Origin of the sequence: Polaribacter dokdonensis, from assembly GCF_024362345.1 — a bacterium.
GTDB lineage: Bacteria > Bacteroidota > Bacteroidia > Flavobacteriales > Flavobacteriaceae > Polaribacter > Polaribacter dokdonensis.
Map to the genome: position 1 here is coordinate 961,875 of NZ_CP101505.1, position 22,800 is coordinate 984,674.

Annotated in this window: 20 protein-coding genes; 9 read left to right on the forward strand and 11 right to left on the reverse strand. The window is 29.7% G+C overall.

Features of this window, described 5'->3' with window-relative positions; genetic code table 11:
- Position 1 precedes the first annotated feature (1 nt).
- On the reverse strand, positions 2-430 hold the full coding sequence (locus LPB302_RS04470; RefSeq protein ID WP_053975121.1) for a response regulator: 429 nt from the start codon (positions 428-430) through the stop codon (positions 2-4).
- Entirely contained in the window at positions 423-4,514 is a 4,092-nt protein-coding gene (locus tag LPB302_RS04475; RefSeq protein ID WP_053975122.1) for a chemotaxis protein CheB, read from the reverse strand. Before LPB302_RS04475 ends, LPB302_RS04470 begins: the two co-directional genes overlap by 8 nt.
- Positions 4,515-5,186: 672 nt before the next feature.
- Between LPB302_RS04475 and LPB302_RS04480 the strand changes: the two genes are divergently transcribed.
- The 5 genes from LPB302_RS04480 to LPB302_RS04500 all read left to right on the forward strand — a co-directional run bounded on the left by LPB302_RS04480 (position 5,187) and on the right by LPB302_RS04500 (position 8,204).
- Positions 5,187-5,888 (forward strand): response regulator, encoded by a 702-nt coding sequence (locus LPB302_RS04480; protein WP_053975123.1) that lies wholly within the window; start codon positions 5,187-5,189, stop codon positions 5,886-5,888.
- A gap of 702 nt (positions 5,889-6,590) precedes the next feature.
- On the forward strand, positions 6,591-7,349 hold the full coding sequence (locus tag LPB302_RS04485; protein ID WP_053975124.1) for a hypothetical protein: 759 nt from the start codon (positions 6,591-6,593) through the stop codon (positions 7,347-7,349).
- A complete protein-coding gene (locus LPB302_RS04490; RefSeq protein WP_053975125.1) occupies positions 7,349-7,777 on the forward strand; it encodes a DUF5675 family protein in 429 nt (142 codons plus the stop codon). Before LPB302_RS04485 ends, LPB302_RS04490 begins: the two co-directional genes overlap by 1 nt.
- An 11-nt stretch (positions 7,778-7,788) precedes the next feature.
- On the forward strand, positions 7,789-8,034 hold the full coding sequence (locus tag LPB302_RS04495; protein WP_053975126.1) for a hypothetical protein: 246 nt from the start codon (positions 7,789-7,791) through the stop codon (positions 8,032-8,034).
- Entirely contained in the window at positions 8,031-8,204 is a 174-nt protein-coding gene (locus LPB302_RS04500; RefSeq protein WP_176966505.1) for a hypothetical protein, read from the forward strand. The genes LPB302_RS04495 and LPB302_RS04500 overlap by 4 nt, the downstream gene beginning before the upstream one ends.
- A gap of 69 nt (positions 8,205-8,273) precedes the next feature.
- On the opposite strand, the gene LPB302_RS04505 is transcribed toward LPB302_RS04500, so the two are convergent.
- Entirely contained in the window at positions 8,274-8,693 is a 420-nt protein-coding gene (locus LPB302_RS04505; RefSeq protein ID WP_053975127.1) for a DUF6943 family protein, read from the reverse strand.
- 474 nt (positions 8,694-9,167) lie between these two features.
- Here LPB302_RS04505 and LPB302_RS04510 point away from each other — a divergent pair, with 474 nt between their 5' ends.
- Genes LPB302_RS04510 through LPB302_RS04520 form a run of 3 tightly spaced genes read left to right on the forward strand, consistent with a single transcriptional unit; the run spans position 9,168 to position 10,642 of the window.
- Entirely contained in the window at positions 9,168-9,386 is a 219-nt protein-coding gene (locus LPB302_RS04510; protein WP_053975128.1) for a helix-turn-helix domain-containing protein, read from the forward strand.
- Positions 9,373-9,708: a HipA N-terminal domain-containing protein gene (locus LPB302_RS04515; RefSeq protein ID WP_053975129.1), complete on the forward strand. Its 336-nt coding sequence runs from the start codon at positions 9,373-9,375 to the stop codon at positions 9,706-9,708. Before LPB302_RS04510 ends, LPB302_RS04515 begins: the two co-directional genes overlap by 14 nt.
- On the forward strand, positions 9,698-10,642 hold the full coding sequence (locus tag LPB302_RS04520) for a HipA domain-containing protein (protein WP_053975130.1): 945 nt from the start codon (positions 9,698-9,700) through the stop codon (positions 10,640-10,642). Before LPB302_RS04515 ends, LPB302_RS04520 begins: the two co-directional genes overlap by 11 nt.
- A 751-nt stretch (positions 10,643-11,393) precedes the next feature.
- Here the strand turns inward: LPB302_RS04520 and LPB302_RS04525 are convergent.
- The 6 genes from LPB302_RS04525 to LPB302_RS04550 form a co-directional block, all read right to left on the reverse strand.
- Positions 11,394-11,873 carry a thioredoxin family protein gene (locus tag LPB302_RS04525; protein ID WP_053975131.1) on the reverse strand — a complete coding sequence of 160 codons (480 nt, stop codon included), beginning with the start codon at positions 11,871-11,873 and terminating at the stop codon, positions 11,394-11,396.
- Positions 11,874-11,969: 96 nt separating this feature from the next.
- Positions 11,970-12,836, reverse strand: coding sequence for a CPBP family intramembrane glutamic endopeptidase (locus LPB302_RS04530; RefSeq protein ID WP_053975132.1), 867 nt, complete (start codon positions 12,834-12,836; stop codon positions 11,970-11,972).
- 1 nt (position 12,837) lies between these two features.
- Entirely contained in the window at positions 12,838-13,869 is a 1,032-nt protein-coding gene (locus LPB302_RS04535) for a serine hydrolase domain-containing protein (protein WP_053975133.1), read from the reverse strand.
- 87 nt (positions 13,870-13,956) lie between these two features.
- Positions 13,957-14,631, reverse strand: coding sequence for a DUF6090 family protein (locus LPB302_RS04540; protein WP_231658743.1), 675 nt, complete (start codon positions 14,629-14,631; stop codon positions 13,957-13,959).
- A gap of 53 nt (positions 14,632-14,684) precedes the next feature.
- Entirely contained in the window at positions 14,685-15,791 is a 1,107-nt protein-coding gene (locus LPB302_RS04545; RefSeq protein WP_053975135.1) for an acyltransferase family protein, read from the reverse strand.
- A gap of 12 nt (positions 15,792-15,803) precedes the next feature.
- Positions 15,804-16,397, reverse strand: a complete 594-nt coding sequence (locus LPB302_RS04550; RefSeq protein ID WP_053975136.1) for an ankyrin repeat domain-containing protein — start codon at positions 16,395-16,397, stop codon at positions 15,804-15,806.
- Positions 16,398-16,635: 238 nt separating this feature from the next.
- Here LPB302_RS04550 and LPB302_RS04555 point away from each other — a divergent pair, with 238 nt between their 5' ends.
- Positions 16,636-18,747, forward strand: coding sequence for a helix-turn-helix domain-containing protein (locus LPB302_RS04555; protein WP_053975137.1), 2,112 nt, complete (start codon positions 16,636-16,638; stop codon positions 18,745-18,747).
- A gap of 15 nt (positions 18,748-18,762) precedes the next feature.
- On the opposite strand, the gene LPB302_RS04560 is transcribed toward LPB302_RS04555, so the two are convergent.
- Together LPB302_RS04560 and LPB302_RS04565 are read right to left on the reverse strand one after the other, a co-directional pair.
- A complete protein-coding gene (locus LPB302_RS04560) occupies positions 18,763-19,281 on the reverse strand; it encodes a hypothetical protein (protein WP_074613566.1) in 519 nt (172 codons plus the stop codon).
- A gap of 222 nt (positions 19,282-19,503) precedes the next feature.
- Positions 19,504-22,800: an ABC transporter permease/M1 family aminopeptidase gene (locus tag LPB302_RS04565; RefSeq protein WP_053975139.1), complete on the reverse strand. Its 3,297-nt coding sequence runs from the start codon at positions 22,798-22,800 to the stop codon at positions 19,504-19,506.

Below are 22,800 nucleotides of genomic sequence, written 5' to 3' on the forward strand. Positions count from 1 at the left end.
TTTACCAAATAGTAGTCATTAAATTAGTAACCATTTCTTTGGTTAAAGGCTTGTTTAAAAACATATCTATATCTTCATTAGATTCAATTTTTTCCTTCTCTTCAGAAATTAATGATGTAGACAATACAACAATTTTTGGCTTATTTATTTTAAATTCTTCAGTTTCAGTATAAAGTTCTATAAAACGAAAACCATTCATTACAGGCATATTTAAATCTATTAAAATAAGGTCTGGCTGTATAAATTCTTTTGTTTTGTCTTCAAACTCATCTTGTCTTAATAAATAATCTAATGCCTCTTTTCCATTTCTTGAAAAAATTATGTTTTTTGTAGTGGGTAATCTTTCTAAAACTATTTGATGAAATCTACTAGTAGAAAAATCATCATCTACTAACATTATATTGTATTGTTTAATTTTTGAATCAATCATTATTTTCGTTATTTTTAAAACAAAGTGTAAAAGTAGATCCTTTACCTAACTTGCTTTCTAGTTTAATACCTCCACCTGTTTTATCTAATATTTTCTTAATTAAATATAAGGCCAAACCACTACCCTCTTTTTTATCTGTAGCTCTTTTAAATAAACCAAAAACATGATTTCTATGCTCATCTAAATTAATACCAATACCATTATCTTTTATAGAAATACAATTAAAACCATCTTCTTCAAAAGATTTTATCTCTATTTTTAAATCTCTCTCTGATGATCTGTATTTTATAGCATTATTTAAAATGTTTTGCAACATGCTATTAAAGTGTAATTCTGAGAATAAAACAGTTTTACATTTCGTAAAGTCTTTTTTTATAGAAATATTCGATTTATCAATTATAGTTTTAAAACCAGTAATGGTTTTATCAAAAGATTTTTCTATATCTATATCTATTAAATTTTCTAAAACTTGCGTTCTTGCTTTAGCAACTGAAATTAGATTAGATAGTGTATCATTAGCATTTTTAATATTTCTTTCAATCCACTTTATAGCTTCTATAGAGTTTTCATCTACAATACTTTTATCTTCTTTTAATAGCGATAAAAAAGAACTTATATTATTTATTGGGGCTTTCATGTCATGCGTACTTGCATAAGTTAGCTCTTCCAATTCAGACATTACTTCCTTTAAGTCTGTTATATCTCTCCAAGAAGAAGAGCTAAACATTATGTTGCCATCTTTATCTTTAATAGAAGAAACATTCAAATTTACTTCAATATATCCTCCTCTTTTTTTATTTATTTTTAATTCTTTATTGGTAACTGTACCGTTTTTTTTGAAAAGTTCAAAAACCTTTTTAGCATCATCTTTAGAATCTTTATGATACAAATCTAATATTTGAGCGCCAATAACATCTTTTCTTGTAAACCCTGTTTTATCTAATAATGTTTTATTACACTCTAAAACTTCTCCGTTTTTAGGATCTACAGAAACAAACATATCTGGTGCATTGTTATATAGTCGTTTGTATTTTTGTTTTGTAACTTCTAACTGCTGAGTTCTTTCTGATACCTCTTGCTCTAAATTTTCATTAACCTCTTTTAATTTTTGCTGAGATTCTTTAAGTTGAGTAATGTCTACAGCAACACCAATATGTTTTACAAAATCTGTTCCTTTTATTTTTTCGAAAACTGTATCCAAAGAAAGTAACCACCTATAACTACCATCTTTGTGTTTAACTCTATATTCAACCTCAAGAATTTCACCCTCTTTAGAGTTTTTAATATTATCAAAATGATTTATTAATCTTGGTAAATCTTCTGGGTACATAATTTTATTAAGCATATCTGAACCCATTGCTTGTATTTCTAATGAAGAATACCCTAGTTGTTTAAATAAATCTTTATTTGCATATTCATTAGATTGTGTTTGCTGATTGAATATGTATAAAATATTTGGTGTAACCTCTAATACTTTTTCTAAAAACTTATTCTTTTCAGCTAATGTACTTTCTAACTTTTTAAGTTCTGTAATATTTACAAAAGAAATAACAACCCCCTCAATTTTCTGATTTGAGTTTAAGAAAGGATTTAGTCTTTTTAAGTACCATTTTGTTTCTCTATGAAGAATTTCTTTTTCAAAAGATATTCCTGTATTTAAAACATTATACAACGTTTCAATAAAAGTTTTGCCTTCAGTATCTCCAAATGTTGAATTAAAATGAGAAATTGGCCTACCAATATCACTATCTATTATATTAAAGATTTTTTTTACTGTTGGTGTAAATTTTCTAATTTTTAAGTCTTTATCTAAGAAAATAGTTCCAATTTCTGTACTATCAATTAAGTTTTCTAAATCAGAATTTATATCGGCAATTTCAACCATTTTCTCTTGATACTCAGCATTTACAGTATGCAACTCTTCGTTTACACTCTGTAATTCTTCATTTGTACTTTGTAACTCTTCATTAGATGACAGTAGCTCTTCATTTGTTGCTTGCAATTCTTCATTAGAGGTTTCAATTTCCTTTACCATAGATTGCAAGTTGGCTTTAGTATCCATCAACTCTTGTTCCAATAGTACAATTTTCTCTTTATCAGCCTCACTTAAAGTAAATCCTTCTTGTACAAGTGCAGTATTATTTTTCTTTGCACTTTCTGTATCTATTAAATTAGATTGTGCTAAAAATAATACCATGTACACATTACTTACACTTGTAGGCGTAACCTTAACAGGGTTTACAATTAAAGTTATAGTTTCAAAATCGTTTCGATCGTCAGAAACCACAATGTCTTTGTAGATTACTTTAATATTTTCTTTTTCTGCTTTTCGCAAAGCCGTACTTAGTGCTATAGCAATTGGTTGTGGTAATATTTTTAAAATATGAAAAGACCTTAATCTCTTTTTTGGGAATTGAAAGAAATTTCTAAAATTACCATCTGCACTAATTAAATCGAAATCTTTATCTACAAAGGCACTAGCTGCACCAAATTCCTCTAATAAAGATTCTGCAAGAGTTTCATTTAGAACCTTATCCTGTAAGGTTTGTCTGCTCATTACTTCTATAGTAAATTGCTCTGAAGATGAGAAGGTATTGTTATAATAGCCCATATCTAATGTCTTAGTAGGTGCTACATTTTGATAAACCCTCCATTTTCTAGATAACACTTTTAAAGATGAAGAGAATTGACCTATAGATTCACTAGGCCCCAAGAATAGAAATCTATTAGGGTTTAGTGCGTAATGAAAAGTACCAATTATTTTCTGTTGTAATGCAGAATTTACATAAATCAATAAGTTTCTACAGGTAATTAAATCCATTTTTGTTAATGGAGGATCTTGTGCCACATTATGTTGAGAAAAAATAATCATTTTACGTATTTCAGGAGAAATAACATACAAATCTCCTTTTTGTATAAAATATTTTTTTAACAACTCTAAAGAGACATCTGCTACAATACTTTGCGTAAAAGCACCTTTATTTGCTTTATGTATTACTTCTTTATCTAAATCTGTAGCAAATATTTTAACATCAAAAACAAGGTTATTCTCATCCATATATTCTTTTAATAGAATAGCTAATGAGTATGCTTCTTCACCTGAAGAACATCCAACAGACCAAATTTTAACCCTATCTTTAGGTCCTTTATTTTTAAAAATTTTTGGAATTACCTTCTTTTTAATAAAGTCAAAAGCTTCTGTATCTCTAAAAAACTTAGTTACTCCAATTAAAAATTCCTTATTTAAAATTTCTAATTCATTCTCGTTTTCGAAAACGTAATGTAAATAGTCTCTAATAGTTTGGGCTTTATTTACCTGCATTCTTCTTTCTACCCTTCTTACTAAAGTTGGTAGCTTGTAATCAGAAAAATCAATATCAGTTTTTTTATGAACTAAAGAAATTAGTTTTTCGAAATCTTTCTTAAAAATAGAATTTTCATCGTCTTCAAAAGTACTTAACGATTTTGGATGATGAATAAAGTTTACCAGTTCAGGTGATATATGAGCAACAGGCAATATATAATCTACTAAACCAGTTGCAATAGTACTATTAGGCATACCATCAAATTTGGCATCAGTTGGTTTTTGCACCATTAACATACCCCCAAATTCTTTAATGGCTCTCATACCTCTTGTACCATCTGAACCTGTACCAGAAAGAACAATTCCAATAGATTTCTCTTTCTGATCTACAGCTAATGATTTAAAGAAAATATCAATAGGTAAATTTAAATCGAATCCTTTTGGTTTATCTGTTAAGTGCAACACACCATTTTTAATGGTCATGTTTTTCTTTGGAGGAATTAAATAAACATTACCTGCTTCTATTACAGATCCATCCTCAACTTCATGTAAAGGCAAATCTGTATTTCTAGATAGCAAATCTGCCATTAAACTTTTATAATCTGGAGATAAATGCTGTACAATTACAATAGCGTGGTTAAAATCACTTGGTAAATTATCAAAAAAAATTTTTAAAGCCTCTAAACCTCCTGCTGATGTACCTATACCTACAATGAAAGAATTTTTATCATCTGAAATACCATTATTCTCTTTATTATCCTGAAACTCCCTATTATTCATTTGTGGTTGATTAAAAGCATTAAAGATAATTTATTAAAAAAAAACACTAAAATTTTTAAAGAACTATAATTAGTTCATGCCATCTTTAAAAAAAATGTTTTATTTAAACTTCATTAATTAAAAAACAAAAAAATAAATTAAATTTCTAGTCAAAAACACAAGTTTGCTAAAAATCCCTTTAAATAATTTGCACTAATAAAGCATCCTTCAAAAATCTTTGAATTAAAATTAAGAACAAAAAAAAGAACCAACATAAGCGTTAGTTCTTTTATTTGATAGCCTTCCCCACAAAGGTTATATTACAAATATAAGACACATTTAAAATGATATGTATAAAAACGAACGACGAATTAAGACAACCTTAAATCTATTTAAGACAGCATCTTTAATTTTGTTTAATTTTTGTTTTTTTTAAACAATAACTTAAACTACTTGTTTTCAAGTTTTTATATATTTTTAAAAATACTCATATGCTAAAAATCCCTAAACATAAACAATATTATTAACTATAAAATCACTTTATCCATCATAAAATATTATTTGTATACAAACGAAAATATTTTTTTTAATACGTTTTATTAAAACACAAATGAGCATCAAATTATAAAGTAAATCTCAAATATTTTCATTATTTTCGAAATGCAAATCTATTGCTTAGCCTTAAAAATACTTATGAAATCTAAAATTTTAGTTGTTGACGACTCTCTGGACTCTAGAATTTATGTTTCGAGCATATTAACTGAATACGATGTTATAGAAGCCAAATCTGGCGAAGACGCATTAAATATTATCGCGAAAGAAAACATAGACTTACTTATCACAGACTATAACATGCCCCAAATGGATGGTTTTGAATTAGTCTCTGAAATCAAGGAAAGAAACTATGAGTTTCCCATCATTATTATCACCTCTCTTACTTCTTTAGATAAAAAGAAAAAAATGTTAAGGTTAGGTATAGACAATTATGTTTATAAACCATTCTTTAAAGAAGAATTGATAAACATAATAAATAGAGCAATTGTTTACCATAAAACGGTTTTATCTTCTAAAAGCAAATTAGATTTAAACACTAATGATCAATTTGAAGACTTTAAAACAAAAACAGAAAGAATTCTATATGAAAATGTAGATAATTTTAACTTCTCTATAGAATCATTAGCAGAAGAATTTGAAATCTCTACCAAAACATTAACAAGAAGAACAAAAGCTATTTTTGGGCAAACACCAAACCAATTAATGATCGAGTGTAGGTTAAATGTTGCGCAAGAAATCATTTCACAAAACCCAAGAATAAGCCTTAAGGAAACAGCTAAAAAAGTTGGTCTTAAGAATACAACTTACTTAAAAAGCCGTTTGAAAGAAAAATTCAAGTAAAAAATAACTGAAAATAAAAAATCCCGTAAATTCTTACGGGATTTTTTTTTGGCGGAGAAAGAGGGTGTTGAACCTCTTTATATTATATATGATAATCAGTTATTTACAAATTTTATTTGAAAAGTGACACCGATTTAGACCCCTATTTTTACCTACTAAAAAACACTAAATTGTATAATATAAAGATAACAAAAATTGAAACTATTTCAAAGTAATTTTTATAGAAACTATACTAATAAATGAACTGGTATTTAAAAATGTTAGTTTGAGTTTTGAAATGAATTGTGTGAAGTTTACCTCTTTAGTGTTTTAGCCTAAAATCAAGTGGGAAACTTGTTCATATTTTATGCCTGTGTACTCACAAAACTCATCAATAGTTAGGAACTCTTTGGTAGTTTTATTGAGCTCTATTTTAATTTTATGCACCAATCTAACGCTTTGACGATAACTTTTACCAGTAATGATCTGAACGTCTTTTGGATAGATGCATACTCTTTGCATCTCTTTTTTCATATACTATCTATACTTTTACTATGGTGTTGTCTTACACCATCAATATACTGATTTTTAGCCAACTTATTCCCACTATTAATGACGCTGTTTGCCATTTGTACCATTGAGTGACATCTAGAACAACCCCTTCTTTTTTTATTGATCAAAACCTCTAATATTTGAGTGTATAATCATTAAAAATTAGAAATTATGGCAAGACAAAAAGGAATTATTAAACTAAAAGGTACTATTGGAGATATTACTTTTTACAAAACAAAAGATGGTCATTTGGCCAGAGAAAAAGGAGGCGTAGACGCTCAAAGAATTGCAAATGATCCTGCGTTTCAAAGAACCCGAGAAAATGGTTCTGAATTTGGAAGAGCAGGAAAAGCTGGTAAAGTGTTGCGAGTTGCATTGCGTTTGCTTCTATTAAATGCATCTGACAATAGAGTGGTAAGTAGATTACATCAATCTATGGTGAAAGTAATACAAGCAGATACTGTAAGTATTCGTGGATTGAGAAATGTTATTGATGGCGAAGCAGAATTATTGACTGGATTTGAATTCAATATTAATGGGAAACTAGGTTCTAGTTTGTTTGCTGCCTTCACCTCTACTATAGATCGTGTCGCAGGAACTTTGGATATTGATATCCCTACTTTTATTCCAAGTAATATGATTGCTGCTCCAGGTGGAACCACTCATTTTAAAGTCATTTCTGGAGGGGCAGAAATTGATTTTGAAAATGAAACTTCTGTGGTGGCAACTTCAGAAACTGGCATTTTACCTTGGGATGCTACTGCTACAGCTGTCATCAACTTAAGTAATGCTGTGACTGCAAATAGTACACATCCGTTGTTTTTAGCATTGGGTATTGAATTTTATCAAGAAGTAAATGGGCAAATGTATCCTTTGAAAAATGGAGCTTACAATGCGCTTTCTTTGGTAAAAGTTGATGGAGGTGTGTAATGATTTTGGTCTTACACAGAACTTATTTTCCTGAAGGGACACAAGGAATACTTCTTTGGAATGGGCAGTTGATTTGTTATACGATTGAGCTACCATGGATCCAAAATGAACAAAATATTTCTTGTGTTCCTGAAGGATTGTACAATTTACAGAAACGTTACAGTCAAAAATTTCAACATCATATACATTTACAAGATGTACCTGGTAGAAGTTTGATTTTATTGCATCCAGCAAATGATGCCATCAAAGAATTAGAAGGCTGTATTGCACCTGTATCTTATCATACAGGGATTGGAAAAGGAAATTTGTCAAGAAAAGCATTCCATAAATTAACGAGTTTGGTATTACCAGTACTTGCTAAAAATACACCCGTGCAATTGCGAATTACCTCTTCCCTATCCTATTTTAAAAGTCAATTATTCATTTAAACTATTTTATTATGAACATTCAAGAACGTGCAAAAGCACCCACACCTAAATTTTTTAGAGTTTTAAGAACCATTGGTTTGTCTTTATTAGCAGTTAGTGGAAGTCTTTTGGCTGCCCCCATTACATTGCCAGCTGCAGTAATCACTGTTGCAGGATATGTTGCGGTTGCTGGAGGTGTCATTTCTGCTGTGAGTCAAGTTACAGTTGCCGAAGAAATAGAATCAAAAAATAATACTAAAAAGGATCAAGGACCATGAGAACAGACCTTCACTTAAAAGTTGGAACTGCATCTGGTACCCTGTTAAGTATTAGTCCAGGAATATTTACACAAGATATTTTAAAAACTATTATTTTAGCAGTGATTGGAGCTACTGTTAGTTTTATGGTTTCCTATTCCTTAAAAAAAATTACTAAGCGTAAAAAATAAGTCCAGTTTTGATTTGGTAACCTTTACTGGATTGAAAAGTCCGATCTTCTGATCGGACTTTTTTTGTGCTTAATGTTCTAATTTACAATATCTTAGAAGAACAGATTTGAGCTCTTGAATAGCTTTTAGTTTGTTTTGAAAAACGACCTCTAATTCTTCTACTTTTTTAAGTGCTTTTAGCTTGGTTTCAAAATCTTTTTGACCAAAATACTTGCTATTTTTGATCAATAAATTTTTAACATCTGCAATATAAATAAAAGGGATTACAGACCCTTTTAGATAGAAACGATAGCATTTAGCCTCTAAAAGCATATACGATAGATGAAATAGAGCCTCTTTTTGTTCTACGCTTTCTGTAGATACAACAAAAGAATTTCTTACTGGAGCCGTAAATGGCTTTCCAGAATTTAGTCCTTTGTTCAATATAAAAAAATGAGGTTTGTGATAGATGCGCCCTGGTTGGTGGGTCTTGATTTGAAAAGTTGACATAGGTATCCAATTTAAAATTATGCTTCGCTACGCTTCGCACATAATTTTTTTGGAACTAAAAAGAGATATGCCTATGAAAAGTGCCTTTGGAAAGGCTGTCAAGGTTTTTGAATAAAAGTTTTTTTTATAAAAATGTTTATTTAAAAAGAAAAAGGCTATTAAAAAAAGTTTTATTTAAAACCCGTAGGGCTTGACCTTTATAGCCTTTTAGCGTTGGATGGAGCAAGGCACTTATATTTGCTATCTTTTTTTATTTTATCCTATAATTGAAAGGAATACTTTACGGGTCGTATTTACCTTTATATTAAAAACGAGGGTAATTTTCATTAAAAATTACTCTTGTTCGTATAAAATTGGTGATTTTCTAAGCCTACATTATATTTAAAAGCATATAAAATAATATTATTTTATTAATTTATATCTAAAAACATATAAATTAGTATATTTGCTATTATTTATATCTAAAAGCATATAATGAAGTTATTGTCAGAATTTGTAAAAAAACGCAGAAAAGAAGTAAACCTAACCCAAGAAGAGTTTGCAGAACGCGCAGGAGTTGCTTTAACAGTAGTGCGTAAAATAGAACAAGGTAAAACCAATTTGAACTTAGAAAAAGTGAATTTGGTTTTGGCTATGTTTGGCCATGAACTAGCACCCGTAGAAAGAAAAAATATAGACGATGAGACAAGGTAAGGTATATTACAAAGAAATTTTGGCAGGTACGATTACAGAAACCGACGAAGGAGATTATGTTTTTGCTTATGGTGCAGTCTATGTTGAAAAGCATCCAGAAGCATTTATTACTTTTAGTATGCCAGTGAGAACAGCACCTTATATCAATAATCGCTTGTTCGCTTTTTTTGAAGGATTGATCCCAGAAGGATGGTTATTAAACGTAGCTACTAAAAACTGGAAGATTAAACAAAATGACAGAATGGGCTTACTGTTGGCTTGTTGCCAAAACTGTATAGGCGCTGTAAGTGTTGAACCTATAAAAGAGCCTCATGAAAACTAAAAAACATTGTTTGTATTGTTATGAAGCCTTAGTAAATGAAATTGATTTTCATGAAAGATGTGCTTTGGAATTCTTTGGGACTACTACCCCACCAGAACTCCCATATGGTATTACAGAAATGGATGCTTTGGCTAAAGATGTAATCTCTAGAAGTATTGCTGTACCAGGAGTGCAACCGAAACTATCGATGTCTTTGGATACCAACAATACTACAAAAGAAACACCAAGACTTACTGTAGTTGGAGCTTTGGGAGGTAATTACATCTTTAAACCACCTTCCTTAGAATTTAAAGAAATGCCAGAAAACGAGCATTTGACCATGCGTATTGCAGAAGCATTTGGTATTAACGTAGTGCCTTCTAGTTTGATACGATTGACATCAGGAGAGTTATCGTATATCACCAAACGTATTGATAGAACCCTTGAAGGAGATAAAATACATATGATTGATTTTTTTCAAATTACAGAAGCTTTTGACAAGTATAAAAGTTCTATGGAAAAAATAGGTAAAGCCATTGGGCAGTATTCGAGTAATACACAATTGGATAAAATTTTCTTTTTTGAATTGGCCTTGTTTAGTTTTTTAACAGGTAATAATGATATGCATTTGAAGAATTTTTCTATGATTGAAGGAATTTCTGGTTGGACATTGGCCCCAGCCTATGATTTATTGAATGTGACTATTGTATTGCCAGAGGACACAGAAGAACTTGCTTTGACCTTAGCAGGAAAAAAAAGTAATCTAAAAAAAGAACATTTTGAACAATTAGGCATTGACTTGGATTTAACAGACAAACAAATTAAAGGCGTTTTTAAACGTATATTAAAAAATAAACTGAAAGCAATACAACTGATCAATACTTCTTTTTTATCGAATGAAATGAAAACAGCTTACAAAACTGTTTTAGAAATTAGATACCAACGCATTGAATAATTCAAACTAACTTTCAGGGGAAAAGCGCGTAGGTAGAGGTAATTAGTGATGTTGTCGTATTGGAAAAATAAAGAAAGAACGTTTTTTTTTCAAAACGTTCTTTTTTATGCGCAGTGTTGAGGTGGTTGAATGGAATGAGAGAAAGGAAACCGAAGTTGCTGGATGAAAGGAAGCATTGAGGTGAATTGATAGAATGGAGTGAAACTACCGCAGACACATGGCAAACATTACTAATTGCTGGAACCTACACCTTTGAAAGGGTGGTGGGGAAAGTGGACTAAAATCTATTGGTTAGTGAAATGAAACAAACAAAGACTTGAGATAAGGAATACTTGGACTTAGCGATGGTTTTGTGCAGCTTGAATGAGATAAGTAATAGATTTTACTTACGAATTTGAGCTATGAAAGTAAGGCTTTACATTTAATATTCTTTGAACAAGAACACTAATTATTAAACTGCTAAAATGATATTGATAATAACTATTTGAGCGTTGGAAAGCTGCTATTTTACATAATGGCGTTATAGACCCTGTAGTTTACGAAAGAGGACTATAACTGCGCATTATGTAACTTAGCTTTGAAGAATTTTGTGTTTTGAGGAAATAATAACCGATAAAGAACTATATGATCTTTATTAAAAAAAATGCTTTATAGAGTTCATGGTCTTTTTAATTATTGAATTTCTACATTCTAAGGTTTAGGAAACTTGATCCATTTTTTTTTATTATTTATACATTTATTAATTAAAAAATTATTTCAAACTTTTAATCATTTCAAGGAATTTTGATTTATCCACTTTTCCAACAGCATAATCAATCACTTTTCCTGAAGGATAAATAAAAATGGTTGTTGGTGTTGCACCGATATTATATTGCTTTACTAGCGCTTGAGAATTCGGATCATCAATATTAATTTCTAGAGATATAATTTTCTCATCCATAGCTTTCTTAACTTCATCATCAGCAAAAACTTGACGTTTCATTATTTTACAAGGAGAGCACCATGTCCCTGTAAAGAATATCATGATATTTTTGTCTGAATTGACAGCAAGCTTTTGTGCGGACTCAATGTCATTTGTCCAAGTTATATCGTTGGATGACGCATAGAATGAATACCAAGCATACCAAAGCGAAACAACAAGAAAAGTGAGCCAAAAAAATTGCCAAAATGGGTGAGATTTACGTTTAACAACCTTGGGTGCATTGTTTGATGTGTTTTCAGAGTGATTCATTTGTTTGTATTTTTAATGTGATATTTGTTTTTTTTACAGGTTAATACTTTGGAAAATTAAAATTACCAAGCCGTAAAACCTAAGAGGTAAGTTGATTTATAATTGTTCCTTCAATCCTTTTTTCCAAAAGTAAATTCCAAAAATGCAGGTAACAATTGCAAACATAATTCCGTTTTCGCCAAGCCATTGCTCTGTTCCTTCAACTTTTATAGTTAGAGGTGGCATTATTTTTTGAATGTATACATTACTGACTGCATGAAAAATTACTGCTGGCCATAGACTTTTAGACTTAAACGTGTAATAAGTCATGATAAATGACATAGAAACAATTACGATAGTGAACGTTGTAAATTCTAATAGGACATTGTTACTATAGTAAACTAGCAATGGCCAATGCCAAAAAGACCATATCAATCCGCTAAAAATTGATACACCAGTAAATGAAAGAACCTTTCTTAATTCATAGATAAAAAATCCTCGCCATCCAATTTCTTCCCCTAATGTTGTTGCAGAGGCTCTAATAACCTCTATAGTTGCTAACAACATAATAGCTATGATCGTTATTGATGTTGGGTTTAAAGTGCCTATGCCAAATAAGCCAAGTTCTTTTCCCCATTCAGTAATGGCTTCGCTATTGGCTAAATTTCCAAAACCGAAAATCCAAATAAGCACATAAGTGATTATACCATATAAGGCAGGAACAATATAAGACCATCGGATATATTTCCAATTTCCCCAATTCCAATGTAGCGATGAAATATTACGACCTTTTATTTTTAGGGTAATAAATGCAGCAATTGCAGGACACCACATGATAGCTCCAACATATATTCGTGATGGATATAAATTAACTATGGCATAATGAAAAGGTGAAGTAAGAAGAATAACGATTGCAAGAAATAGAAAGATTGTTTTCCAAGTTTTATTTCTTTCTATGGATCTTTCTTGAATTTGTGTTTTCATGCTATTTTTGTTTTTTTACTATTTTATAAATTCTTTTATTTATAATTTCTGATAGATTCCAATTATACAGTTTAGGATCGGTTGTGTTATAGAATGTTACAATTACAGCATCAATATCTTTGTAATATTTTGCAAAACTTTGATAACCAGGAACCCAACCAGAATGTTCATATTCATAAATAGAGGAATATATTTCTTGCTCACCTTCATTAAATAAAGCCCCATTGTTTAATGCTCTAAGAAAAACACCAACGTCTTCTGCAGATGCGTGCATTCCATAATCGTTTTCTTTTACATCATAAGGATAGCCAATGTGATAGCCACTCATTACATTATCAATATTTACTTCTTTAAGCGAACTATATGTGTTTGTTAAACCCAATGGGTTTAAAACTTCTTTTTTTATGAATTGAAAATTGTTAAAACCTAATTCGTTATCCATTATTTTATTAATCAACAAATAATTTGTATTGCAATATTCATAATCTTCACCAGGTTCAAAATTTGCAGATTTACCTGTAATTAAAGCAAGATTTTCTTCATAAGTTCTTACTGGATTTTCCCAAAATCTTGGAGTATCTGTAAAATTAGGAATACCACTTTTATGCTGAATCATTAGTCTTAATGTAATTTTATCTGCATTTTCTATTTGACCTTTAAGTTCTGGTAAGTAGTCTGCTAAAGTTTTATCAAGAGAAAGACGACCTTGACTTACTAATTTAGTAACAGCAACTGCATCATACAATTTACTAATACTAGCAATTTTATATAAAGCATCCCTTTTTGCAGGAATTTTAGATTCTCGATTATGCCAACCTGAAGCAAAACTTTGAGGTTCTTGATCTGCTTTATCAATATAAACAATCATTCCTTCAAAATCATAATTAAGAGCTTCGTCTAATTGTTCTTGAATTGTATCTGGTAATGGTTTCCCCCAAGCTTTAACTAAAGTCCATGGAACAAAAGTCAATGAAAATAAACTGGCAAGAATAAGTAATACTTTAAGCATCTTTTTTGTTTTATTTTGTTTCATAATAGGATTGATTTTTAGATTGTTTTATTTTTTTGTAAAATACAAATCAAAATTTAAACAATAAACCAATCTAGAATCAAGCATGTTTTAATTTATATTTTGTAATTCAGCAAACGTATTTTTCAGTTTCTTTAATGATTCGATAGCATTGGTATATGCCTCTTTATTTTGAGCAATAGTGGTCATTCTGGTTAAAACCATATTTTCGAAATAAATATCTTTTCCATAACTTTCTGAAGTAATACCCATGTTTCTAAATTGAACTTTAGGCATTAAAAAGTTCTCATAATAGGCCTCTATTGCTTGTTGTTCTGAAGCTTCGAGTTTTTCTATAGGAATAAAAGTTTCGTAAGTTTCAGAAATTGTATTCCTTAAATTTAAATCATCAAAAAGTTTTACATCACCAGAAAATTTTAAATTTTCGTAAGTTATTGTTACTGGAAAAAATTTCTTTGAAACAATTAGAAAAAAAGATTTTGTTGCTAATTTAGGATTATCATAATCTTTATCTAATAGTAATTTAAATATTGTATTTAAATCTTTTAGCATTTGGTTTGCCTCATTATTCAGTACACTAAGCTTTTTAAGATTTCGATCTGCCTCATTATTTAATTGATTAATATAAGAATTCCTTAATTCTAATTTCTTTTCATTATTTGAGTGTTCGTTAATTGCTAAAGCAATAAGAATTCCTACAATAACCAAAATAATTTCTCCAGCTGCATAGGCTACATAAGCTCCAACTTTGTTATTCGTTAGCATTTTTAGTCTATTTTTTCTAAATAATTTTATCATGGTTTAAGAATTAAATTTGATTATAAAGCTTCAGATTTGATATTAGATGTTTTCAACGTTTTTGATTCCACAGTTTTAAAATTCCATTTCAAACCAAATAAAGGTCTCAAGAATGCAACCCTTTTTAAGATGAATTCATAAATTAAGAAACAAAAAATGAATGTGAAGATTGTAATTCCAATAAATTGTAACATAGGATGCAGCTCTATAGGCAAAATTAATAAGGCTCCTACATACAACACAAACATGTGAATGATATACACAGGATAAACAGCAGCACTCAAGTAGCTAAGTAATTTACTTGGTTTATTTAGGTAGCAATAACCAAGTCCAAAGACACCTAATATCCAAGAGATTGATTCTATAGAAGTAAAGTACATATTTGATATTGACTCAAATCCTGTAAAACGAATAACAAAGAGAATCGTTGCCAAACCAATATATAACCATTTCCATTTTGAAACTGTTTGCCAAAAGGAAGCTCCACTATAGACAAAGAGGTATCCAAAAAAGAATGCTAGAAATCCTATAAAAAATCCATGCCAGTTTTCTGCATACATTTCAAATAATTGTGGTTTTACAAAAAACACTTCTAACATAAAAAAAAGCGATATAGAGATTGGCCCCATAGCATAACTCATAACTTGAGAAACTATTTTTTTAAATTTACCATCGTCGTTTTTCTTTAAATAAAAAAACAGCGGAGACAACAATAATACATAGACAAAAATATTTCCTAAAAACCATAAATGCCCCATATGCGAAAAATAGCTCAATGACATATTATAATGCTCTTGAAAAATATACATGTGTAATGGTGTAATTGCAAAATAACCGAAAACAAAAGGCAATAGAATTCTTTTACCTCTTTCTAGTAATAATTGCCTCCAATTTCTTTTTTTCATTGCAAAATATAAACCCATTCCTGATACAAAAAACAATAAAGGAATTCTCCAAACATTCAACATCGTCATTGGTTTCCACAATCCTTCTAACGCTTCTTCACTTCGAATAAAGCCTATAAACATTGCCCAAGGTTGAAAAATAATGGCTATATGATAAATCAATAGCAAACCAATGGCTATTACTCTTAGCCAATCTATATCGTATCTTCTTTCTGTTGTCATTGTATTTTGTTTTTATTGTAACATCATAGCAACAACAGGTCTTGCTTTTTGCAATTCATCAAAATCTAATGTAAAGCCCATTGGTTGTAATTGTTGAGTTAACATTTCATATATAGGTTTCATTTGAGCGAAGTCGGATATTACTATTTCCCTAGGTGTAGCTCCAAAATTATTACGAACCGTTTTATCTGCTTTGGCATCAATTAATAATTGTACAATTTCTATTCGACCAAAAAATGCTGCAGTGTGCAAAGCTGTACCTCCATCATTATTTTTTATAGTTAAATCTGCGTCAGCATTGATCAATGCTTTTGCGATTTCGGTTTTATTAAATGTGGCTGCAGACATTAATGGTGTAGAACCAGACATTGCCTCTTTTTGATTGATATCAGTTCCGGCTTCAATATGTTGCTTCACTACTTCCAAATTTCCAGTAAGTACTGCAGCATGGATATCCATACTTGGCTTGGTTACACTTTTTGTTGTTTTTGCAGTTGTATCTGAGTTTGTTTTTTTATCAGATTGTGCACAAGAACTTGTTAATAAAAGTGTAAGTAATAATACCTGTACTGTCTTTCTAATTGAGATGATTTTAAGTGTTTTCATAATTTAAATTTGTAATGATTAATAACTTTATTTTTGTTGATACAAAGATGCAACAAGAACTAAGTTTGCTTACAACCCTTATGTAGCCTTATATATAAAGTTTGATGACAGATTGAAAATTATGAAGCAGCGATATAAATTATGACGCAAACAACTATTTTACTTCAAAAAACTTTGATGTTTAAATCCGTTTTATTTTAAAATAAAAATTGATACTTTTGGGGTAATCTAAAACAACATGTCTACGATCTCATCCAAAGGAAAATTTATTAAAGAAGCTGAAGCGCTTATTTTAGAGAACCTATCTGATGAACAATTTGGGGTTTCTGAGTTAGCTGACGAGATGCATATGAGTCGTTCCAACTTGCTTAGAAAAATAAAAAAGCAAACCGAACTCAGTGCAAGTCAATTTATACGTCAAGTTCGTCTCCAAAAAGGAATGGAATTGCTAAAAGAAACAGAACTTACTGTTTCAGAAATTTCCTATAAAGTTGGGTTTAGTAACAATTCTTATTTTATAAAATGCTTTAGAGAGCATTATGGGTTTTCTCCTGGAGAATCTAGAAAAGAAGTTATTGAAGACCCAGAAATTGAATCACAAATTGAACCAGAGCATATTAAAACTGAAGTTTTTGTTGAAGAAGATAAAACAAGCTTTTTAAAAAAATATAGTTTACAAGTTGTTTTGGCTACTTTTTTAATCATTGCTGTTGTTTCCTACCTGTTTATTCAGAATAGTAGTAGCAACTCAGAAGTTAGTTCTAACAATCTTAAAAAGTCTATAGCTATTTTGCCTTTTAAAAATATGAGTAGTGATTCTACAAACTTGTATTTTGTAAATGGCCTAATGGAATCTACGCTTAACAACTTACAAAAAATAGAAGATTTAAGAGTTATTAGTAGAACTTCAGTAGAAAAGTATAGAAATACAGACAAAACTGTATTAGAAATTGCTGAAGAATTAAATGTTGCCTATTTATTAGAAGGAAGTGGACAACGTATTGGAAATCAAGTTTTACTCAACATTCAGTTAATTGATGCTTCTAATGATATGCCAATTTGGGCACAACAATATAACAATAAAGTTGTAGATGTATTTTCATTGCAAAATACGGTTGCAAAAAAAATTGCTGAAGCCATAAAAGCAAAAGTTACGCCAGCAGAGTTGCAACAGATAAATAAAAAACCAACAGAAAACATATTGGCTTATGATTATTATTTAAAAGGATTAGAAAATCAAAATGAGCAAAGTGAAGCAGGATTAAATAAGGCCATACTGAATTTTGAAAAAGCTATAGAAGAAGATTCAAAATACGCTAATGCACATGCTCAAATTGCAATTTGCTACTATTACTTAGATGTTAATAAAATTGAAAAGAAGTATTTAGACAAATTAAATGAATATGCAGACAATTCCTTGTTGTATGACTCTACTTCTGAATTGTCTCTGATTGCAAAAGCGCTATATTATATTAACGCAAACGAATTTAGGTTAGCAATACCTTACCTTGAAAAAGCACTAGATTACAACCCAAATGCTTCTTCTGTGGTACTAATTTTATCTGATTTATATGCTAGAGTTGTTCCAGATACAAATAAGTATCTTACGTATGCATTAAAAGGAATAAAATTGAATGTAGAAGCTAACGATAGCATATCTAAAAGCTTTATCTACCTTAACTTGAGTAATGCATTAGTGCAAAATGGGTTTGCTAAAGAAGCTTCAAAATACATTGAAGAATCTTTAAATTATAATCCTGAAAATCAATATTCTACTTACTTAATAAATTTTATAGATTATGCTAATGATAAAGATTTAAATTCCTTAAGAGAAAAAATGTTTATTGAGTGGCGAAAAGATACAACTCGCGCTGATATAACTCAAGAATTAGCCAAAACGTATTATTTTCAGGAGGATTATGAAAATGCATTGGTTTATTACGAGAAATATATTAACATACTTTCTACTAATAAAATAGACCTGTATCCTGCAGAGAACATAAAAATTGCCTACACCTATAAAAAATTAGGATTTTCTGATAAAGCTGAAAAATACTTTAATAAATATAAAGACTACTTAGAAAAAGATGAGTCAATTTACAGAGAGGCAAGTTTAGCTATGCTTTATCTTTATGAAAGTAAACCTGATAAAGCAATAGATGCTTACAATAAATTTAGTTTACAAGATGGTTTCCAATATTGGATTTTATTGTTTCTTGAAGAAGATCCATTAGTTAAATCTCTTTCTACTCACCCTAAATATGATGAAGTTTTTCAAAAGATAAAAGATAGATTTTGGGAAAATCATAACCGTTTAAAAAAATCTTTAAAAGAACAAGAACTCATATAACTTATATGATTCAAATTATAGGTTACTATAATATATTAAAACAAGTAAGGTTCCATAAAACAAACTTAAGTTTAAAACTACAAAAAGAAAACGCTTTAAGCTACTCAAATCAAAGACTTTAGAATTCCAGATTAAAATCAATAAATGAAATGGAATAAAGAAAAATCTTGCCATATCAGTATTCTCAAATACTAAACTCAAAACAATTGAAATGGGAACAAATAGAATTGTCCATAAACTTACATTGTAAATATTTAAAATTAAATGCTCAAAAATATTTTTCTTGAACTTTATGTAAACTAAAGCACTAAAAAGTGTTAGCAATACAATATTCAAAGCTAAAATAGCAAGATGTGAAGAAATATTAACTGTTAATGACAGCCCCAAAAAATTATTAAAAAAAAAGTAATTTATTAATAGCGATAAAGAGGCTATTGTAAAGAATTGAAAAGGTGTAAAATAATATTTTCTAAATCCGTTCCAATAATTTGAAACTATTGTTCTTGGCGCAAAAAGTGCAATTTTTAAATTCATAAAAATAGACTTTTCTAATGAAAAAAAACTTTCAAATAAACCCCATAAAATTGTAATACTTGTAACTCTACTATTTTTAAAGTATTGACCACAATTTGAGCAATATTTTTCTCTTATTTCATTAGTGCAGACTGAGCATTTCATATTGAATTGTTTTTAATTTTGAATGAAATTATTGAGGTTATTCTGTTTTTGGAATAACCTCAATAGTAGAAATGGTTTTTACAAATTCAGCTCTACAGGTGTAACTTTTTCAAATAAATCAGTAACTATATGCTGCTGAGAAACTGGTGTAACCTCTCTGAAGTACCCAAGTAAGTCTTGAGTTGTTGCATATCGATCAGTCTGCATTTTTAGTTTTCCATTTGTTGTATTCCAATCTTCTAGAAAGCGTTTAAGTGCTTTATTGACATTCTTTTCTCCTATCGCTTTTTGAAATTCATACATATTGATTGCTCCTTTTGCATAATAGACATAATCTTGATTTTCTACTAGAGCAAGAGATGGTTCTTCTTTACTTTCTTTTTGTATACCTTCTTTATATTTATCCATTTGAAGCGTTAAAAACTGTTGCACTTTTTCTTCAGAATACTGTTGCTTTAAAACCATTATAGCTGCATATTGAGATAAAGTTTCTAATACCATCAATTGTCCTTGCACATTCGCAGCTTCTACTTGCATTGCAAACCATTGGTGTGCTACTTCATGCGCAGTCACATAAAAAGCCATATCAAGATCTTTTTCGTCATCTATATCTAACACAAATCCAATAGATTCCGAAAAAGGAATCGTTCCAGGAAAAGATTGTGCAAATGTTGCATAACGTGGAAACTCCATAATACGCAGTTGTTGGTATTGATACCGACTGAAGTTGTTACTATAATAATCTAAGGATGCTTTCATAGACCTCATCATTCTATCGATGTTATACTTATGTCCTTTTTGATAATAAATTTCAAGGTCAACAGGCTCAGTAATCCCCTTATTGTTTGTCATCCATTTGTCTTTTTTAATTTCATAATCTGCAGAAACTATGGCGTAAAAATTAATAATTGGTGTAGTTGTTTTATAATGAAAATAATTACGATTATTATCTGTCCATTTTCTCAATAAATCTCCAGGAACCAAGGCTGTTTGATCTTTGGATGTACCAATAATCATTTCAAAATGAATCCCATCAGAATCACCACCAGATCTCGCATTCACTAATTCTTTAGGGTCATCTATGTTCGCTTTTCTAGATCTCTTTGATAAATTATGCTCTCTTCGTTCATCTTCATCTTGAAGTTCATATTTTTTATTGTAACCCAATGTTGGAAACTGTTCGTTATTGAAAAATGTACCATTGTAAACAATATTGCTATTAGAATTTCCTTGCTCAAAACCTTTGGTTGTAAAACTTTGCTTAAAATACATTTTTACAGAATCACCAGGTTGTAAAGCGTTCTTCAGGTTGAAAATTGAATAATCAAACTTTTTGTATTGATTATTGGTTGTAAAACCACCTTCAAAAGAGATGCTGTCTATCGTAACATTTTCTTCCAAAAGTTTTTGAATATGTATGGATTTTATTTTTTCAATCGATGTGTTTTTTAACATATAATATCCTTCTACTGTGTAATCTCGTTTGGATGGATACAGCTCTAGTTGTAAGTTTACGTCAACTATTTTTGGTTGCGCTATATATTCAAATTGTTTCAATTCTTTTTCATACGCTACTCTGAATTCAGTAGCTTCAGAATTGCTCCAATATTCATTTAAAATATTTGTATTGTAAAATATAAACCCTCCAATAATAATAAAAGCAAAAAGTATAATGTCTGTAAATTTTATAAGAGGTTTGCTAAACTTATACTTAGCAATTTTTATTCGTTTTAATAAATTTGTTTCATTTCCTCTAACAGAAATTAAAGACCCTATTATTAACAATAGAATTCCGAAAAGAAACCAATACAATTTGATGATTAAATAGGGTTGTAAAAAATGCCCATAACCATTCATATCTGAATAAGCGCCTAAGGAACTTCCTCCAAAAAAGTGTAAATCATGATCAAACCCTAATACAGCAATAGCTACATTGACAATACTAAATATAATCACCAAAATGATACCTACAAACTTATTATTTACTAAAGATTGAATAAAAAATGCTAAGCAAGTAAAAATGGATAATAAGGGTAAAATTTCTAAAAAGAATCCATTAAAATAGACTTGGAATTCATAGTTATAATAACCACTTAGCGTTTGGAATACTATCCCTGAACAAATTAAAGCAACAATTAATACTACATAAATTAAGTTTAATCCAATAAATTTTCCAGCTAACCTTACAAAACTTGACATGGGTGTAGCATCATAAATTAAATTCAACTTTGCGACTCTTTCTTTCCATACCAATTCTCCTGAATAAAATACAAGGATAATGATGAAGAAAAAATAAGACGTTTCTTGAAGTTCCTCCACTATAAAATAGGTTGCAGGATAGCTATCAACACCATATACAGTTCCAAGATTTACAGAATTGACTAAAATGATAATCATTCCGCAAATAACAATTCCCCAAAATGATGGTTGCTTACAAATACTAATAAAGTAAAACCACGAAAACTCTTTTAATTGAGCCCATTTAGATTGCAAACCATATTGTTTTTTAGCTTTAGGGATTTCTATATCACTATTTACACTGGCACTAATAGTTATTAATTTTTGAACTTGTTTTCTCCTTGATTTCTTTTCTTTAACCAGATTAAAATTGAACTTTTTATACCCATAGATTAATGCGAATATTCCTAAAACAACCCAAAATAATTTATTAAATAACATTGCACCAATAAAAGGAAGTTCTTGAGTGCTCTTTTCTAAAACCGACCAAGATTTTGTAATATAGCTTGTTGTTGTTAATGAAAATGGATCAAAAATAGCTTGCCAGAAATCATTGGTAATTGCTTTGGTTAACAAAAACACCACAAACAAAATAACACCCTGAGTATATACAACTATTAAATTTCTAGTTAAAGCTCCAGTTACAAAAAACAATGCTGCTCCAAAAAATAACGTTGGTAACGTTACCATTAGAAAGGTCTTTATATAAACAAATGCATTAAAAGCCAATTGCTCATCTGGACTAATCCAGGGCATAAATTCACCCAACATCATACCCAGTATAATTCCTGTAAATACAAACAGTAAAACAGTAAATGCACCTAAAAACCTACCTAGTAAATAATCTCTTTTTTTGATAGGTGTAGAAAATAATAATGATTCTATCTCGTACTCAAAATCTCGCAACACAGATACACCCATAATCATCGAGGCCAAAATCATACATAAATTAGTTATAGCTCCCATAGTTTTCGCTATTATTAGGGGTGAATTCCTTTTCATTAGCCCCATTTCTGAACCTTGAAAAACAAAATCTACACCAATAATTGAAAACAGAAATATAAATAAGAAGAACACGTAAGTGTCTGGTCGTTTAATTCGATATTGTATTTCGAACTTGAAAATTTCATACCACAT

Coding starts and splice junctions, on each gene's coding strand:
- LPB302_RS04470 (WP_053975121.1), bottom strand. CDS start 430: ATGATTGATTCAAAAATTAAACAATACAATATAATGTTAGTAGATGAT.
- LPB302_RS04475 (WP_053975122.1), bottom strand. CDS start 4,514: ATGAATAATAGGGAGTTTCAGGATAATAAAGAGAATAATGGTATTTCA.
- LPB302_RS04480 (WP_053975123.1), top strand. CDS start 5,187: ATGAAATCTAAAATTTTAGTTGTTGACGACTCTCTGGACTCTAGAATT.
- LPB302_RS04485 (WP_053975124.1), top strand. CDS start 6,591: ATGGCAAGACAAAAAGGAATTATTAAACTAAAAGGTACTATTGGAGAT.
- LPB302_RS04490 (WP_053975125.1), top strand. CDS start 7,349: ATGATTTTGGTCTTACACAGAACTTATTTTCCTGAAGGGACACAAGGA.
- LPB302_RS04495 (WP_053975126.1), top strand. CDS start 7,789: ATGAACATTCAAGAACGTGCAAAAGCACCCACACCTAAATTTTTTAGA.
- LPB302_RS04500 (WP_176966505.1), top strand. CDS start 8,031: ATGAGAACAGACCTTCACTTAAAAGTTGGAACTGCATCTGGTACCCTG.
- LPB302_RS04505 (WP_053975127.1), bottom strand. CDS start 8,693: ATGTCAACTTTTCAAATCAAGACCCACCAACCAGGGCGCATCTATCAC.
- LPB302_RS04510 (WP_053975128.1), top strand. CDS start 9,168: ATGAAGTTATTGTCAGAATTTGTAAAAAAACGCAGAAAAGAAGTAAAC.
- LPB302_RS04515 (WP_053975129.1), top strand. CDS start 9,373: ATGAGACAAGGTAAGGTATATTACAAAGAAATTTTGGCAGGTACGATT.
- LPB302_RS04520 (WP_053975130.1), top strand. CDS start 9,698: ATGAAAACTAAAAAACATTGTTTGTATTGTTATGAAGCCTTAGTAAAT.
- LPB302_RS04525 (WP_053975131.1), bottom strand. CDS start 11,873: ATGAATCACTCTGAAAACACATCAAACAATGCACCCAAGGTTGTTAAA.
- LPB302_RS04530 (WP_053975132.1), bottom strand. CDS start 12,836: ATGAAAACACAAATTCAAGAAAGATCCATAGAAAGAAATAAAACTTGG.
- LPB302_RS04535 (WP_053975133.1), bottom strand. CDS start 13,869: ATGAAACAAAATAAAACAAAAAAGATGCTTAAAGTATTACTTATTCTT.
- LPB302_RS04540 (WP_231658743.1), bottom strand. CDS start 14,631: ATGCTAACGAATAACAAAGTTGGAGCTTATGTAGCCTATGCAGCTGGA.
- LPB302_RS04545 (WP_053975135.1), bottom strand. CDS start 15,791: ATGACAACAGAAAGAAGATACGATATAGATTGGCTAAGAGTAATAGCC.
- LPB302_RS04550 (WP_053975136.1), bottom strand. CDS start 16,397: ATGAAAACACTTAAAATCATCTCAATTAGAAAGACAGTACAGGTATTA.
- LPB302_RS04555 (WP_053975137.1), top strand. CDS start 16,636: ATGTCTACGATCTCATCCAAAGGAAAATTTATTAAAGAAGCTGAAGCG.
- LPB302_RS04560 (WP_074613566.1), bottom strand. CDS start 19,281: ATGAATTTAAAAATTGCACTTTTTGCGCCAAGAACAATAGTTTCAAAT.
- LPB302_RS04565 (WP_053975139.1), bottom strand. CDS start 22,800: ATGTGGTATGAAATTTTCAAGTTCGAAATACAATATCGAATTAAACGA.